The organism is Sphingomicrobium sediminis (assembly GCF_023805295.1).
Classification (GTDB): domain Bacteria; phylum Pseudomonadota; class Alphaproteobacteria; order Sphingomonadales; family Sphingomonadaceae; genus Sphingomicrobium; species Sphingomicrobium sediminis.
This window is the reverse complement of the sequence record NZ_JAMSHT010000001.1, coordinates 959,811-973,160: the sequence shown is the minus strand read 5'-3', so window position 1 is coordinate 973,160 and position 13,350 is coordinate 959,811. Positions and strand designations below refer to the sequence as shown.

Genomic DNA, 13,350 nt, shown 5'->3' with positions numbered 1-13,350 from the left:
TGGCCGCGCGACCAGCGCTCAGGAGGGACACATGATGAACAACATGAAGCTCATGGCGGGCGGCCTGGCTGCCGCGACCTTGTCGGCTGGCGTGGCGATCGCCCATGGATCGGGCCTCGACCATCACAAGGACAAGATGATCGAAAGCGCGCTGTCGGCCGGACCGGCCTCGGTGACCGATGGTGCGACCGTGCTCGATGGCGAAGGCAACGTGCTGCGCGAAGGGTCGAACGGCTGGACCTGCCTGCCCGAAGGCGCGATGGGCGCCATGTGCAACGATGCGACCTGGATGGCGGCATTGGGCGCGATGATGTCGGGCGAGCCTTTCCCGACCGGCAGCTTCGGCGTCTCCTACATGCTGGCAGGCGAAGGCGACACGCCCGGCGTCAGCAATCTCGACCCGATGGCGAGCGAGCCGACCGAGGACAATATGTGGATCAAGGATGGCCCGCACATGATGATCATCCTGCCCGACCCGGCCATGTATGCGGACATGACCAACGATACGTCGGCTCCGGTCTACGTCATGTGGAAAGACACGCCCTATGCACACCTGATGGTCCGCATCGAAGAGGCTGACTACGAATGAGACAGGGCGTCGTTATGAGCCCTCGGCTAGACCGAGAATTATATAGAAAACATTGACTCGCGAATATCTCCGCTATTAGTTGCGCAATTGATAGCGGAGATATTGCGCATGAGCAAATTCGGTTTTCACGAAGCCTACCTTGGCAAACGCTTGCAGGACTTGCTGAGCCTCTCGCATGACCAGATGTTCCATGTTTACCGCAGACGCGGTTTGGTGATTCCGGTCGAGGGATCCTCTACACTCCAAGCAATCGCTCCCGGGCAACGGAAAGCCATATCCGACCTTTCTCGCCAGCTTGGCCAGCCGCACCAGTTGGTGGCCCAGCGAATTCAGAAACTTCGCAAGATGCGACTGCTTGAGGCAGAGGAAGATCCGTCCGACCGGCGTCGTACCGAATATCGTCTGACCTCAAAGGGCGAAGAACAATGGAACTTGCTCAATGCGCTTATGGAAGATGCAATCACGGTGAACCGCGAACTATTTCGCGAGATTGACTGCAATCTCCTTGCCGCATTGGAGCGCGCCATCAAGGCACTATCGCGAGCCGGCTTCGATGACCGGTTCGAGAACGTCGATATTCTTGGCGTTGGGGCGAAAGGGCTGGGTACGGTATCATGATCGGGACGAACGCCCTTTTGCGCCGCCTCGGACGGACAACTTTGATTAGCCTATCCGGATTTCTCGCTTTATCTGCATGTTCGTCACTCGGGTCCGATGCAGTCGCGGAAGCAAACGCCCCGTCAATGAGCGAACATGATCCGAAAGAGGTAAGATCGGAGGCGCTGTTGCGGCTCGCCGACATGCTCGAGCAGCTCTACGTATTTCCGAAGATTGGTCACGAGTATGCGGACCATCTGCGTGATCTTGCGTCGGGCTCCCAAGATGCGGCGCTATCTGACCAAGCTTTTGCGGAAGCGATCACCGAAAAACTGCAAGCGATTCATGCGGACGGACATCTCCGCATCGAGGTTGAGCCGTCGGGCGCTGCGTTCGCCGAAGGGCCGTCGGGACCCCCTCCCGCTGCCCCGCCCAGCGGATTGCGCGAAGTTCGCAATCTCGCACCGGGTGTCGCCTATCTGCGGCTTGATTCGCTATGGGGCGATCCGCCGACTATGGGACGATTGGCCACTCTCGTCGAAAGCGGCGAGGCCGCACGTGGACTTGTGATCGACCTGCGCCAGAATCGCGGCGGTGGCCTTGCCGAGATGGACTTCCTCTTCCCACACCTGTTCACTGAAACGCAGGCGCTGCTGGTGATGGAGGTCCGGCGGACCATCTATGACAGTGAAGGCGGGCCATTCCGCGCAGGGCCGAACCTGCGTCGTGTCGACAGTTCGCCCGAACTCGTGCGGTTGCAGCACGAAGTGCATCCTGCAACGCAGCCTGCTTTGGCGGATGCGCGGTTATTCGTGCTGATTTCCGAAGACACCGGATCGGCGGCCGAGCACTTTGCACTGGCACTCAAGCGGACCGGAAGGGCTACGCTCGTGGGTAGTGCGACCAAAGGCGCTGCACATTTCGGGGGGCTCATTCCCCTTGGCAACGGCTTTCGCGCCTTCGTACCGGCTGGCCGAACATTCGATCCCGATACGGGTGAGAGCTGGGAAGGCACCGGCGTCAAGCCTGATATCGTCGTCGAACCGGAAAAAGCGCTGGAACATGTCCTTGGGGCGCTGGCTCTAGACGACTAGAGCAGCGCCGGCCTTGAAAAAAGCCCCGGAGGTTCGCTCCGGGGCTTTTCGTTCGTTTAGCGAACCCGCGGGCCGCCGAAGGGCAGCGGGGGCGGGGGTTTGCGGTCGCGGCGCGGCAGCTGCGCCTGATAGGCGACGCCGCAATGTTCGACGCAATAGGGGAAGCCCGGGTTCGACTTCTCGCCGCAGAAATGGAAGTCGGGCTCGCCCGGATGACCCATCGGCCAGCGGCAGATGCGCTCGTTGAGGTCGAGCAGGCTGGTCTTGTCGGCCACTTCCTCGCTCGGCTTGGCCGGGATCAGGCGGCGCGGGGGCGCGGGCGGGATCGGGGCCTGCTGGTCCGAGGGGCCCTGACGCACGAAGCCACCGGGGCCGATCGAGCGATACTGGGTCTTGTCGTTGGGCGCGTCGGCTTTCTTGTCATCCGCCTTGGCATCGGCCTTGGCCGGCGCGGGCTTGGGATCCGCTTTGGGCGCGGCCTTGGGCTTTTCCGCAGCCGCAGGCGCTGCCGCCTTCTTGGCGGGCGCTGCCTTCTTTGGCGCTGCCTTTTTCTTGGGCGCGGCCTTCTTCGCTGCAGGCTTCTTGGCCGCAGCCTTCTTTTTCTTGTCGCCGGCTTTCACAGGCGAGGGGCGCGATTCAAGGCCAAGGCGATGCGCCTTGCCGATCACCGCATTGCGGCTCACGCCGCCAAGGTCCTCGGCGATCTGGCTAGCCGTCTTGCCCTCGGCCCACATCGTTTTCAGCCGTTCGATCCGTTCGTCGGTCCAGCTCAATTTTCACTCCGCATTGTGTTTGGGCAGCAGCCTTAGTAGCGAGGCTCCCATGTCCGAACCTGATCCGAACAGCCCTAATTCTTCCTGGATGAACGCTCCATATGGCGAGCCGATCCTCGGCACCGTCAATTGGGGCGGTCTACGCACGCTCTATATCAAGGAGGTGAGGCGTTTCTTCAAGGTCCAGCTGCAAACTGTTTGGGGTCCGGCGGTCACGACCTTGCTCTATCTGGTCATCTTCACCGTCGCGTTGGGGCGCGGCGGGCGCGAATTGATGGGTGTACCGTTCGCGGAATTCCTCGCTCCCGGCCTTATCGTCATGGGGATGATCCAGGCGGCGTTCGCCAATGCGAGCTTCTCGCTGCTGGTCGGCAAGATCCAGGGGACGATCGTCGATTATCTGATGCCGCCGCTGTCGATCGGCGAATTGGTGGCGGGGATTGTCGCCGCCTCGGTGACCCGCGCCTTCTTCGTTGGCGGTGCGGTCTGGCTGGTCATGTTGCTGTGGCCGGGTGTCGACGTGATGCCGCAGAACCTGCTGGTGGTGCTCTATTTCGGCCTGATGGGCGCATTGCTGCTGAGCTTTCTTGGTGTCCTCACTTCGGTGTGGGCAGAGAAGTTCGACCATGCCGCGATGGTCACCAACTTCGTCGTCGCGCCGCTCGCCTTGCTCTCGGGCACTTTCTATTCGATCGAGGCGCTGAGCGAGACCTTCCAGGCGGTGAGCCTTGCCAACCCCGTCTTCTATGTCATTTCGGGTTTCCGGTACGGCTTCATTGGAGTCGCCGACTCGCCCGTCATGATCGGTGCGATCCTGCTCGCAATCCTGAACTTCATCCTGTTCGGCCTATGCTACCGGCTGCTGGCGAGCGGGTGGAAAATCAAGAATTAGGCCGCGAAAGTCGCGGTTTTCAGCCGCGGGCGCCTGCCTGAACAATTTCTTACATACATATTCAGCGCCGACACATTGGCGATGCCCCAGCTTGGTCGCATCAAAAGTGCCAAGAAGGAGTATTAGGGCATGCGTAAAATGATCCTCGCAACCACCGCTCTCGTCGGCGCCTCTCTCGTCGCGGTTCCCGCGGCGGCCGAGGCGCGGCCCAAGGTGGATATCAACGTCAGCGTCGGACAGGACCGAGGCTATTATGGCGATCGCGGCTATTACGGTGACCGCGGCTATTATGGCGGCCAGCGTCACTTCGCCTACGGCAAGGTCCGCGAACTGCAGAGCCGCGTTGCGCAGATGCGCCGCGACATCCGCCATTTCGACCGCACCGGCGCGATCAGCAACCGTGAAGCGCGTAACCTGACGCGCAAGGCCTATCGCCTGCACGAGCGGATCGACCGGATGGCCTATCGCGGTCTCAACCGCGGCGAATATCGCAGCGCCGTGCGCGGCATCCGCAACCTGCGCCGCGACATCCAGCGCGACCTGCGTGACGGCCGTCGCTGGGGTAATTACGGCTACGGCTATCGCGGCGACCGCGACCGTTACTGGAATGATGACAATCGTTGGGAAAACGACCGTCGCTGGAACGACCGCCGTTACAATCGCGATTACCGATACGATCGCCGTGACCGCGATGACGACGATTGGGATGATTAAGTTCTAGTCCCCGCAGCATTGCCATGCCCCCTGGCGATCTGCCCCAAGGAAAGGCGCCGCACCCTGATATGGGTGGCGGCGCCTTTTCTTTGGCGTTAGGGGTGCCCACATGTGAGAGGGATGCGGGAGATGCCCGATGGGCCGCCGCCAAAAGGATTCAGGAGAAGTTTGAAGATGACGATCACGCCGCTCATGCCGGTCTACCCGCGTTGCGAAGTCCGGCCGGTCAAGGGCGAGGGGCCCTATCTCTATGGCGAAGGCGGCGAGAAGTATCTGGATTTCGCAAGCGGCATTGCGGTGAACCTGCTGGGCCACAATCATCCGCATCTCACCAAGACGATCCAGGACCAAGCGGCCAAGCTAATGCATGTGTCGAACCTTTACGGCTCGCCGCAGGGTGAGCATCTGGCGCAGCGTCTGGTCGACCTGACGTTTGCGGACACCGTCTTCTTCACCAATTCGGGCGCCGAGAGCGTGGAATGCATGATCAAGACGATCCGCCGCTTCCACGTCGCGGACGGCAATCCGCACCGAAAAGAAATCATCACCTTTAAAAATGCTTTCCACGGCCGCACGATGGCGACCATCTCGGCAGCCAACCAGGAAAAGCTGCATGACGGGTTCGAGCCTTTGCTGCCGGGCTTCACCTATGTCGAGTTCGATAATCTCGAAGCTGCCGAAGCGGCGATCACCGATCGCACCGCCGGCTTCATCGTCGAGCCGGTGCAGGGCGAGGGCGGTATCCGTCCCGCAAGCCAGGAGTTTATGACCGGCCTTCGCGAGCTTTGCGACAAGCATGGCCTGCTGCTCGGCCTCGACGAAGTGCAGTGCGGCGTCGCGCGCACCGGCACGCTCTATGCTTACGAGCAATATGGCATCGTTCCCGACGTGCTGGCCTCGGCCAAGGGTCTGGGCGGCGGTTTCCCGATGGGGGCCTGCCTCGCCACCGAAGAAGCGGCCAAGGGCATGGTGTTCGGCACGCACGGCTCGACCTATGGCGGCAACCCGCTTGCCATGGCGGCGTGCGAAGCCGTGCTCGATGTCGTTGCCGAGCCCGAATTCCTCGAAGGCGTCAAAGCGACCGGCGATCGCCTGCGCGGTGCGCTCGAACAGATGATCGGCAACCACCCCGACATGTTCGAAAGCGTGCGCGGCATGGGGCTGATGCTCGGCGTGAAGATGACCGACAAGGTCGTCAGCCGTGCCTTTGTCGGCTGGCTGCGCGGGCGCGGCCTGCTGGCGGTTGCTGCGGGCGACAATGTCATGCGCGTCCTGCCGCCGCTGAACATCACCGATGAGCATATCCGCGAATTCGTCGACACGTTGTCGGCGGCCGCGGCCGATTACGAGATCCCCGAACCCGCCTGATGGCCGATAACACCCAACTCTCGAAAGATGTCGTCCTTGGCGCGATGCTGCCGACGCGCGGTGCGCGCGGGCGGCTCGTGCGCCTTGACCAGTCGATCGATGCGATCCTAGCGCCGCACGACTATCCGCCGGTGCTCGAGCGGCTGCTGGCGGAGGCGCTCGGCCTGACGGCGTTGTTGGGCGCGCTGCTCAAAGACGAGACGGGCCAGCTGACGCTCCAGGCCCAGACCGAAAACGGGGTCATCGACCTCATGGTGTGCGACTATGTCGGCGGCGAATTGCGCGGGCATATCAAATATGACCCTGCCAAGTTCGCCGAAGCGCCTGCCGACCCGACGCTCTTCGCCTTGTTCGGCAAGGGCTATCTGGCGATCACTTTCGACCAGCCCAAGCGCAAGGAGCGGTACCAGGGCATCGCACCCATCGAAGGCAATTCGATCGCCGAGGCGGCGGAAAGCTATTTCGCCCAGTCCGAGCAGATCCCGTCGCTGGTGCGCATCCATGCCGCGCAAAAGGACGAGGGCTGGGTCGTCGGCGGGCTCATGTTCCAGCACCTGCCTGAAGGCGAAGAAGGCCGCGAGCGCCTGCATACCAAGCTGGACCATCCCGACTGGCCGCACGTCGCGATCCTTGCGGGGTCGGTAAAGGATGAGGAACTGGTCGATACCGAGCTGCCGCTCGACCAGCTTTTGTGGCGCCTGTTCCACGAAGAAGACGAAGTGCGCACGCTGACGCCGATCGCGCTCAGCAAGGGTTGCCGCTGCAGCCCCGACTATATCGCCAGCGTCATTGCCCGCTTCCCGCCCGAGGAACAGGACGAGATGGTGGCCGATGACGGGTTCATCCGCGTCGACTGCGCATTTTGCGCGACCAGCTTTCCGATCAAGCCGCCAAAAGCGTCGACAAACGACGAATAAAGGTCCTGAAAAGGAACCTGTTTAGCTTATATTCATTGTACCTCCCGTAGGAAGGCTGCGATGAAACGTGCAATAACATCGACGATTGGAGCAGTGGTGCTGGCGCTGGGCGCTGGCGGGCTGAGTGCGTCGGTGTCCGACCAGCACGGCCCCCCGCCGCGCATTCTCGACCCGGTCGAGCCCGGATTGTGGGAAGTGACCATCCCTGGCAGCGACGCCCGCGCGCAGCGCCTTTGCCTGCGCGACGTGTCGTTGCTCGCGCAATATACCCACCGCAGCAACCAGTGCACGCGCATGACCGTGTCCGAACGCGGCCAGACTGCCTTGGTGCGCTATACCTGCACCGAGGGCGGCTTCGGCAGCACCGAGGTCGAGGTCGTCACGCCGCGGTCGCTGCGCCTGTCGACGCAGGGCATCCATAACGGTCGCCCCTTCAACCGGACCTATCTCGCCCGCCGCCTGCGCGCCTGTTAAGCTTGTCGCGCGCCCGTCTCTGCGGCTAAGGGCGCTCGCATCATGACCTTGTTCATTCTGAAAGCGATCATCTCCGGCCTTTTGGTCGCGGTCATCTCGACCGTGGCGCAAAAGTGGCCCGGCTGGGGCGGCCTGCTCGCCTCGTTGCCGCTCGTCAGCGTGATGAGCATATTGTGGCTCTATGGCGAGACGCGCGACACCGAGAAGGTGGCAGGCCTCGCCATGGGCGCCTTCTGGTTCTTCCTGCCGTCCATCCCGATGTTCCTGATCATCCCCATGATGCTGCGCGGCGGTATTTCGTTCGGTGTGACCATGGTGACGGCGATCGGCACGACCCTGGCGCTCTACGCAATCTGGGCACAAATCGCGCCCAAGCTGGGGATCGTCCAATGAGCAAGAAAGCCGTCATCCTCTTGTCGGGCGGGCTGGATTCCATGGTCTGTGCGGGGCTCGCCCGCGAAGCCGGCTTCGACATTCTCGCGCTCACCATTGACTATAATCAGCGCCACCGCGTCGAGCTGGAGGCCGCCAGCCGCATCGCCGCATATGTCGAAGCCAGGCGCCATGTCGTCCTGCCGCTCGACCTCACCCGCTTTGGCGGATCGGCCCTGACCGATGATATCGACGTGCCCAAGGGCGGCGTCGAAGAGGGCATTCCAGTGACCTACGTGCCGGCGCGCAACACGGTGTTCCTGTCGCTCTGCTTGGCCTTCGCCGAGGCGGGCAATGCGCATGACATCTTCATCGGCGTGAACAGTCTCGATTATTCGGGCTATCCCGATTGCCGCCCCGAATTCATCGCCGCTTTCCAGGAAGTGGCGCGGCTCGGCACAAAGGCTGCGGATAGCGGCGAGGGCTATCGCATCAACACCCCGCTCCAGCACATGACTAAGGCCGAAATCGCTGCCGAAGCGGCGCGGCTTGGCATGGACGCAGGCATGAGCTGGTCCTGTTACGACCCGACCCCCGATCACAAGCATTGCGGCCTGTGCGACAGCTGCCGCCTGCGCCGCGAAGGCTTTGCGGCGGCGGGGCTCGATGATCCGACCGTCTACGCGACCGCGCCATGACCTATGCGGTGAAAGAAATCTTCCTCACGCTGCAGGGCGAGGGGATGCAGTCGGGGAGCCGCGCGGTCTTCCTGCGCTTTGCCGGCTGCAATTTGTGGACCGGCCGCGAAGAGGATCGCACCAAGGCGATCTGCCAGTTTTGCGACACCGATTTCGTCGGCACCGACGGCGTCAATGGCGGCAAGTTCGCGGAGGCCGTTACGCTGGCTGACAAGGTCGCGGAACTATGGGGCGAGGGGCGCAAGGACCGTCTCGTCGTCATCACCGGCGGCGAACCCATGCTTCAGCTCGATGCGGACTTGATCGATGCGCTGCACGATCGCGGCTTTCGCATTGCGGTGGAGAGCAATGGCACCATCGCAGCGCCCGAGGGGATCGACTGGCTCTGCATCAGTCCCAAATGGGGTAGCGAATTGGTCCAGACGTCGGGCGATGAACTCAAGCTCGTCTGGCCGCAGCCGTTTGACCTCGATCAGCTGGAAGCCCTCGATTTCGCAAACTTCCTAATCCAGCCGATGGATGGCGAGAATGTCGAAGAGGCGACCGAAGCCGCTATTGCGCTGGTGATGGAACGGCCCAAATGGCGCTTGAGCCTGCAGACGCACAAGCTCTTGGGACTGGCCTAGTCGTCGTCGCTTCTGAGGCACTTCTTCTTCACCGTGCCATCTTTCTTGAAACAACTCGGCGGGTGATTGTAGATCGGCCCGTAACTCACGGGCCACTTGGTCCGGCGGGTCCAGAAATTGTCGCTCGTCGGGCGTAGGCTGCGACGCAGCTCGCCAAGGCGGCGCTGCGCGAACATCATGATCTGGCCGCGCGGCACGAACAGCGCATCGCGCGCAATGTCGCCCGCCGTCTGGCAGAAGCTGCGCTTGCCATAGAGCGTGGAGAAACTGTTGTAGGTGCGCGTGTTGAACCGGTCGAAGGCGCGTTTGCCCTCACGCTCGGTCTCCGCATTGCGCACGAAATAGCCCTGCAGCGTGTCATGCGCAGGGCCGAGCTCGCCGGCATGGGTGGCGATGAAATTGTTATAATTGTCGACCGAGTCGAGGATCTTGTAGTGATGACACTGCAGCGCCGCGACATTGAGGCCGGCGCGCAAATTCCACAGGATCGCAGCGCGCTGCTCGAGGATATTGGCTTCGGGAAGCGGTAGGCCCAGCGCTGGGGTCAGCATGTCGGCGGGCGGCGTCGAGAAATCGGGCGCGACCATGTAGAGCTGTGCCGAGGCGGCCTGCGGCACAATGGCGGCAGCGCCGAAGGCGGCGGTGGCGGCAAGGGCGAAACGCTTCACTATCCCACTTCTCCCGATCATTGGGCCCGACCTGTCTAGGCCAAGGCCCTTGAATGAAAAATTAAGCCGCCGGCGGGTCTTTTGGCAACCGTGATTGGCCAGGGAAATGCGGATCAGTCGTTCGCCGCGTCGCGTCCCGGTACCTCTTCATCGACCAGCCCCGCGTCGCGGTCGGTCGCGGCGTCGATCGCGGTCACGTCCTCGCCGTCGATGATCTCGGGTGCTTCGGCCTCGATCTGCTCTTCAATCGGCACTTCCTCGGGCTCGTCACCGCCGCAGGCGGCCAGCAATAGGAGGGGCGAAAGGAGGAATGCGCGCATCACGAAAGTCCCTTTGTTGAGTGCGCGCCGACCTTAGCCGTTTCGCGCGCAAGCGGAAGAGAGACGTTCCAGAAAGTCCGGGAAACGTGCCTTTAGTGCCGCATCCAGCTCGGCCATACCGGCATCGAGGCCGAGATGGGCAAGGCTGGTGACACCGAAATCGGCAATGCCGCAAGGCACGATGCCGCCGAAATGGGAGAGGTCGGGGGCGACGTTGATCGAAAAACCGTGGAGCGTGACCCAGCGCTTCACGCGCACGCCGATGGCCCCGATCTTCGCTTCCTGATCGCCGCTGCCGGTCCAGATGCCGATCCGGCCTTCCTCGCGCCGCGCTTCGACGCCGAGCTCGGCCAGGGCATCGATCATCCAGCCTTCGAGCGCATGGACGAAGCAGCGTATGTCCTTGCCGCGCTTGGACAGGTCGAGGTTGAGGTAGCCGACCCGCTGGCCCGGGCCATGATAGGTGTAGCGCCCGCCGCGCCCGGCATCGAAGACTGGAAATTGGTCGGGGTTCATGAGTTCGGCAGGATCGGCGCTGGTCCCCGCGGTAAAGAGCGGGGGATGTTCGAGCAGCCAGACGCGTTCGCCCGCTTCGTCGGCAGCAATCGCGGCGGCGCGCGCCGTCATGTCGGCAAGCGCGGCCTCATAGTCGACAGGTTCGTCGGAGATTCGCCATTCCACGTCCATGCGCCGCGATGTGCGGTGCGCTCGTCCGCTTGGCAAGGGCGCGGCCTCTGCTAAGGTCGCGAAAATTTCAGCGCAGGGGAAATGCACATGAGCAGTCTTTCGATCAGCAAGGCCTGGGACGATGCCCGGCCGATCATCGCGCGCGACGGGCGGTTGATGTTCATCATCGCGCTGGCGACCGTGGTGATTCCGCAGACGATCATGTTTCTCGTGGCGCCCGAACAGACGCAGCTTGGCATGCAGCCTGGCACCGAAATCGAGCCGGCCGAAGCATCGGGCGGTGTTCTCCTGCTCTCGCTGGTCGCAGCCCTGATCAACATCGTCGGCTCGATCGCGATCAGCTACCTTGCGCTGACGCGCGGCGCGAGCGTGGGCGACGGCCTGCGCCGGGGTCTCAATCGCCTGCCGGTCACGATCCTGCTGTTTCTGCTGCTCTTCATCGTCGGCTTCGGCATTGCGATGGTGCTGGTGCTCGCCTTGTTCGGCGCAAGCCTTGCCGAAATCGGCGATCCGTCGACCATTCCGACGCCTTCCGCCATCGGCGTGTTGCTCTTCCTGGCCTTCATGCTGGCGGCCATCTGGATCGGGGTGCGGATGATGCTCATCACCCCTGTGATCGCCGCCGAGGATGTGGGCCCGATCGACATCCTGAAACGCACTTGGGTGCTGACCAAGGGTCACTTCTGGCGCTTGTTCGGTTTCATCATCCTGTTCGCCATCGCCTCCATCGTGCTGATGATGGTGGTCGGGATTATCGGCGGTCTCGCGATTGCGCTTGCCTTCGGCGAGCCCGAGCCGATGACGCTCGCGGCGCTCTTCACCGGCCTCGTTGGCGGCCTCGCAGGGGCGGTGCTGACGGTCGTCTATTCGGCTATCATTGCGCGCATCTACCTGCAGCTTGCAGGCATGCCCGCCGATCCGGCCCGCGAGGACTTTACCGCCTAGGCTATTTCCAGCGCGCCAGCGGTGGCAGGCTCATCAGGATGGCATCGATATTGCCGCCGGTCTTGAGGCCGAACAATGTGCCGCGGTCATAGAGCAGGTTGAATTCGACATAGCGCCCGCGAAAGTCGAGCAGCTTGCCCATATCCTCGTCGGTCCATTCGCTGTCCATCCGCTTGCGGACAATCTGCGGGAAGATGTCGAGGAAGGCCTCGCCGACATCGCGCGTGAAGGCGAAGTGAGGGTCGAACAGGTCGCCCTCGGCGTCGAGTCGGTCATAGAAGATGCCGCCGACGCCGCGGTCGACGCCGCGATGGGGCAGGTGGAAATAGTCGTCCGCCCATTTCTTGAAGCGCTCGTAGTAGGTTGGGTCATGCGCCGCGCAGGCTGCACGCAGCCGGGCGTGGAACGCCTCGGTGTCCTCATCATAGGCGATCGCCGGATTGAGATCGGCGCCCCCGCCGAACCAGCGCTTGGTCGTGGTGAGGAACCGGGTGTTCATGTGGACCGCGGGCACATGCGGGTTGGCCATGTGCGCGACGAGGCTGATGCCCGTTGCGAAAAAGCGCGGGTCCTCTTCGGCGCCCGGAATTTGCGAAGCGAATTCGGGGCTGAAGCTGCCACCCACCGTCGAGACATTGACGCCGACCTTCTCGAAGACCTTGCCCTTCATGATGCCGCGCACCCCGCCACCGCCATCGCCGCCGTCGGCGTCTTCGCGCTCCCAGGGCAGGAAGTCGAAGCGGGCATCGGAACCGGCTTCGGCCTCGATCTCCTCGAAGGCATTGCAGATGCGGGTGCGGAGGTCTTCGAACCAGTCGCGGGCGGCTTGTTGCTGGGTGTCTAGCGCTTCCATGTCGAAGGCTTGGCGCGTCGTTACGCGCAGCGCAAGGGACGATCCGAGAGATACGGTCAAAATCTGGCCTTGGCAAAACCCCCATCACGCGTCTATCAGGCGCCCAACCTAACGGTCCGGGCATCCTTGTTCGGGCCATTTTGCGAACGACAACTTGGTGACAGGATCATCCATGGCAACGGTCGAACAGCCTGACCCCCTCTTGAAAGAAGACAATGCCGGTGACGGCAATGACGGCGTGCGTCGCCGCGACTTCCTCGACATCGCAGCGGTAAGCTTCGGTGTCGTCGGTGTCGGCGCGGTCGCATTCCCGCTTGTGAACCAGATGGCGCCGCCCGCCGACGTTATGGCGCTGGCCTCGATCGAGGTCGACCTCACCAACATCGCCGAGGGCCAGGCGATCAAGGCGAGCTGGCGCAAGCAGCCGGTCTTCATCCGCAACCTCACGCAGGCCGAAATCGACGAAGCGAATGCCGTCGACGTCAGCGGCCTGCGCGACAAGGAATCGCTGGCCGAGCGGACCAAGGAAGGCAAGGCCAATTGGCTCGTCACCATGGGCGTCTGCACCCACTTGGGCTGCGTGCCGACCGGTGTGGTCACGGGCGAGAATAAGGGCGACTATAACGGCTACTTCTGCCCCTGCCACGGTTCGCATTACGACACTGCTGGCCGCATCCGTAAGGGGCCGGCACCAACCAACCTCGTCGTTCCCGAATTCGAGTTTCTCGACGATTCGACCATCCGCATCGGTTAGGAAGAGATA

General features: G+C 62.7%; 18 protein-coding genes. 13 read left to right on the top strand and 5 right to left on the bottom strand.

Annotation, left to right across the window (positions count from 1 at the left end):
• Positions 1–31 precede the first annotated feature (31 nt).
• From NDO55_RS04915 to NDO55_RS04905, 3 genes are all read left to right on the top strand, one after another.
• Positions 32–589: a hypothetical protein gene (locus tag NDO55_RS04915; protein WP_252112977.1), complete on the top strand. Its 558-nt coding sequence runs from the start codon at positions 32–34 to the stop codon at positions 587–589.
• 108 nt (positions 590–697) lie between these two features.
• Positions 698–1,207, top strand: a complete 510-nt coding sequence (locus NDO55_RS04910) for a MarR family winged helix-turn-helix transcriptional regulator (protein ID WP_252112974.1) — start codon at positions 698–700, stop codon at positions 1,205–1,207.
• Positions 1,208–1,332: 125 nt separating this feature from the next.
• Positions 1,333–2,280 carry a S41 family peptidase gene (locus NDO55_RS04905; RefSeq protein WP_252112972.1) on the top strand — a complete coding sequence of 316 codons (948 nt, stop codon included), beginning with the start codon at positions 1,333–1,335 and terminating at the stop codon, positions 2,278–2,280.
• 56 nt (positions 2,281–2,336) lie between these two features.
• On the opposite strand, the gene NDO55_RS04900 is transcribed toward NDO55_RS04905, so the two are convergent.
• Positions 2,337–3,053 carry a GcrA family cell cycle regulator gene (locus NDO55_RS04900; RefSeq protein ID WP_252112970.1) on the bottom strand — a complete coding sequence of 239 codons (717 nt, stop codon included), beginning with the start codon at positions 3,051–3,053 and terminating at the stop codon, positions 2,337–2,339.
• A gap of 88 nt (positions 3,054–3,141) precedes the next feature.
• On the opposite strand from NDO55_RS04900, the gene NDO55_RS04895 reads away from it, so the two are divergent.
• From NDO55_RS04895 to queE, 8 genes are all read left to right on the top strand, one after another.
• Entirely contained in the window at positions 3,142–3,945 is an 804-nt protein-coding gene (locus NDO55_RS04895) for an ABC transporter permease (protein WP_252112968.1), read from the top strand.
• A 129-nt stretch (positions 3,946–4,074) separates the two neighbouring features.
• Positions 4,075–4,659, top strand: coding sequence for a hypothetical protein (locus NDO55_RS04890; RefSeq protein ID WP_252112966.1), 585 nt, complete (start codon positions 4,075–4,077; stop codon positions 4,657–4,659).
• A gap of 174 nt (positions 4,660–4,833) precedes the next feature.
• Complete coding sequence (locus NDO55_RS04885) at positions 4,834–6,027, top strand: aspartate aminotransferase family protein (RefSeq protein ID WP_252112964.1); 1,194 nt, start codon at positions 4,834–4,836, stop codon at positions 6,025–6,027.
• The gene (gene hslO / locus NDO55_RS04880; protein WP_252112962.1) at positions 6,027–6,944 is read left to right on the top strand and encodes an Hsp33 family molecular chaperone HslO; all 918 of its coding nucleotides are present in this window, start codon (positions 6,027–6,029) and stop codon (positions 6,942–6,944) included. Before NDO55_RS04885 ends, hslO begins: the two co-directional genes overlap by 1 nt.
• 60 nt (positions 6,945–7,004) lie before the next feature.
• Complete coding sequence (locus NDO55_RS04875) at positions 7,005–7,418, top strand: DUF3617 domain-containing protein (RefSeq protein ID WP_252112960.1); 414 nt, start codon at positions 7,005–7,007, stop codon at positions 7,416–7,418.
• Positions 7,419–7,460: 42 nt separating this feature from the next.
• Positions 7,461–7,811, top strand: coding sequence for a DUF3147 family protein (locus tag NDO55_RS04870; protein ID WP_252112958.1), 351 nt, complete (start codon positions 7,461–7,463; stop codon positions 7,809–7,811).
• On the top strand, positions 7,808–8,488 hold the full coding sequence (gene queC, locus NDO55_RS04865) for a 7-cyano-7-deazaguanine synthase QueC (RefSeq protein WP_252112956.1): 681 nt from the start codon (positions 7,808–7,810) through the stop codon (positions 8,486–8,488). The genes NDO55_RS04870 and queC overlap by 4 nt, the downstream gene beginning before the upstream one ends.
• Complete coding sequence (gene queE, locus NDO55_RS04860; RefSeq protein ID WP_252112954.1) at positions 8,485–9,114, top strand: 7-carboxy-7-deazaguanine synthase; 630 nt, start codon at positions 8,485–8,487, stop codon at positions 9,112–9,114. The genes queC and queE overlap by 4 nt, the downstream gene beginning before the upstream one ends.
• Here the strand turns inward: queE and NDO55_RS04855 are convergent.
• The 3 genes from NDO55_RS04855 to lipB all read right to left on the bottom strand — a co-directional run bounded on the left by NDO55_RS04855 (position 9,111) and on the right by lipB (position 10,789).
• A complete protein-coding gene (locus NDO55_RS04855; RefSeq protein ID WP_252112952.1) occupies positions 9,111–9,782 on the bottom strand; it encodes a hypothetical protein in 672 nt (223 codons plus the stop codon). The genes queE and NDO55_RS04855 overlap by 4 nt on opposite strands.
• A 113-nt stretch (positions 9,783–9,895) precedes the next feature.
• Positions 9,896–10,102, bottom strand: coding sequence for a hypothetical protein (locus tag NDO55_RS04850; protein ID WP_252112950.1), 207 nt, complete (start codon positions 10,100–10,102; stop codon positions 9,896–9,898).
• A gap of 33 nt (positions 10,103–10,135) precedes the next feature.
• Positions 10,136–10,789 carry a lipoyl(octanoyl) transferase LipB gene (lipB, locus tag NDO55_RS04845; protein WP_252112948.1) on the bottom strand — a complete coding sequence of 218 codons (654 nt, stop codon included), beginning with the start codon at positions 10,787–10,789 and terminating at the stop codon, positions 10,136–10,138.
• 87 nt (positions 10,790–10,876) lie between these two features.
• Here lipB and NDO55_RS04840 point away from each other — a divergent pair, with 87 nt between their 5' ends.
• Positions 10,877–11,734, top strand: coding sequence for a DUF7847 domain-containing protein (locus NDO55_RS04840; protein WP_252112946.1), 858 nt, complete (start codon positions 10,877–10,879; stop codon positions 11,732–11,734).
• A 1-nt stretch (position 11,735) separates the two neighbouring features.
• Here NDO55_RS04840 and hemF read toward each other — a convergent pair whose 3' ends face one another.
• Complete coding sequence (gene hemF, locus NDO55_RS04835; RefSeq protein WP_252112944.1) at positions 11,736–12,587, bottom strand: oxygen-dependent coproporphyrinogen oxidase; 852 nt, start codon at positions 12,585–12,587, stop codon at positions 11,736–11,738.
• Positions 12,588–12,759: 172 nt separating this feature from the next.
• Between hemF and petA the strand changes: the two genes are divergently transcribed.
• Positions 12,760–13,341 carry a ubiquinol-cytochrome c reductase iron-sulfur subunit gene (petA, locus tag NDO55_RS04830; protein ID WP_252112942.1) on the top strand — a complete coding sequence of 194 codons (582 nt, stop codon included), beginning with the start codon at positions 12,760–12,762 and terminating at the stop codon, positions 13,339–13,341.
• The last annotated feature ends 9 nt before the right edge of the window (positions 13,342–13,350 follow it).

Excerpts from the sequence above, each read along its gene's own strand:
- NDO55_RS04915 (WP_252112977.1), top strand. The coding sequence starts at position 32 with ATGATGAACAACATGAAGCTCATGGCGGGCGGCCTGGCTGCCGCGACC.
- NDO55_RS04910 (WP_252112974.1), top strand. The coding sequence starts at position 698 with ATGAGCAAATTCGGTTTTCACGAAGCCTACCTTGGCAAACGCTTGCAG.
- NDO55_RS04905 (WP_252112972.1), top strand. The coding sequence starts at position 1,333 with ATGAGCGAACATGATCCGAAAGAGGTAAGATCGGAGGCGCTGTTGCGG.
- NDO55_RS04895 (WP_252112968.1), top strand. The coding sequence starts at position 3,142 with ATGAACGCTCCATATGGCGAGCCGATCCTCGGCACCGTCAATTGGGGC.
- NDO55_RS04890 (WP_252112966.1), top strand. The coding sequence starts at position 4,075 with ATGCGTAAAATGATCCTCGCAACCACCGCTCTCGTCGGCGCCTCTCTC.
- NDO55_RS04885 (WP_252112964.1), top strand. The coding sequence starts at position 4,834 with ATGACGATCACGCCGCTCATGCCGGTCTACCCGCGTTGCGAAGTCCGG.
- hslO (WP_252112962.1), top strand. The coding sequence starts at position 6,027 with ATGGCCGATAACACCCAACTCTCGAAAGATGTCGTCCTTGGCGCGATG.
- NDO55_RS04875 (WP_252112960.1), top strand. The coding sequence starts at position 7,005 with ATGAAACGTGCAATAACATCGACGATTGGAGCAGTGGTGCTGGCGCTG.
- NDO55_RS04870 (WP_252112958.1), top strand. The coding sequence starts at position 7,461 with ATGACCTTGTTCATTCTGAAAGCGATCATCTCCGGCCTTTTGGTCGCG.
- queC (WP_252112956.1), top strand. The coding sequence starts at position 7,808 with ATGAGCAAGAAAGCCGTCATCCTCTTGTCGGGCGGGCTGGATTCCATG.
- queE (WP_252112954.1), top strand. The coding sequence starts at position 8,485 with ATGACCTATGCGGTGAAAGAAATCTTCCTCACGCTGCAGGGCGAGGGG.
- NDO55_RS04850 (WP_252112950.1), bottom strand. The coding sequence starts at position 10,102 with ATGCGCGCATTCCTCCTTTCGCCCCTCCTATTGCTGGCCGCCTGCGGC.
- lipB (WP_252112948.1), bottom strand. The coding sequence starts at position 10,789 with ATGGACGTGGAATGGCGAATCTCCGACGAACCTGTCGACTATGAGGCC.
- NDO55_RS04840 (WP_252112946.1), top strand. The coding sequence starts at position 10,877 with ATGAGCAGTCTTTCGATCAGCAAGGCCTGGGACGATGCCCGGCCGATC.
- hemF (WP_252112944.1), bottom strand. The coding sequence starts at position 12,587 with ATGGAAGCGCTAGACACCCAGCAACAAGCCGCCCGCGACTGGTTCGAA.
- petA (WP_252112942.1), top strand. The coding sequence starts at position 12,760 with ATGGCAACGGTCGAACAGCCTGACCCCCTCTTGAAAGAAGACAATGCC.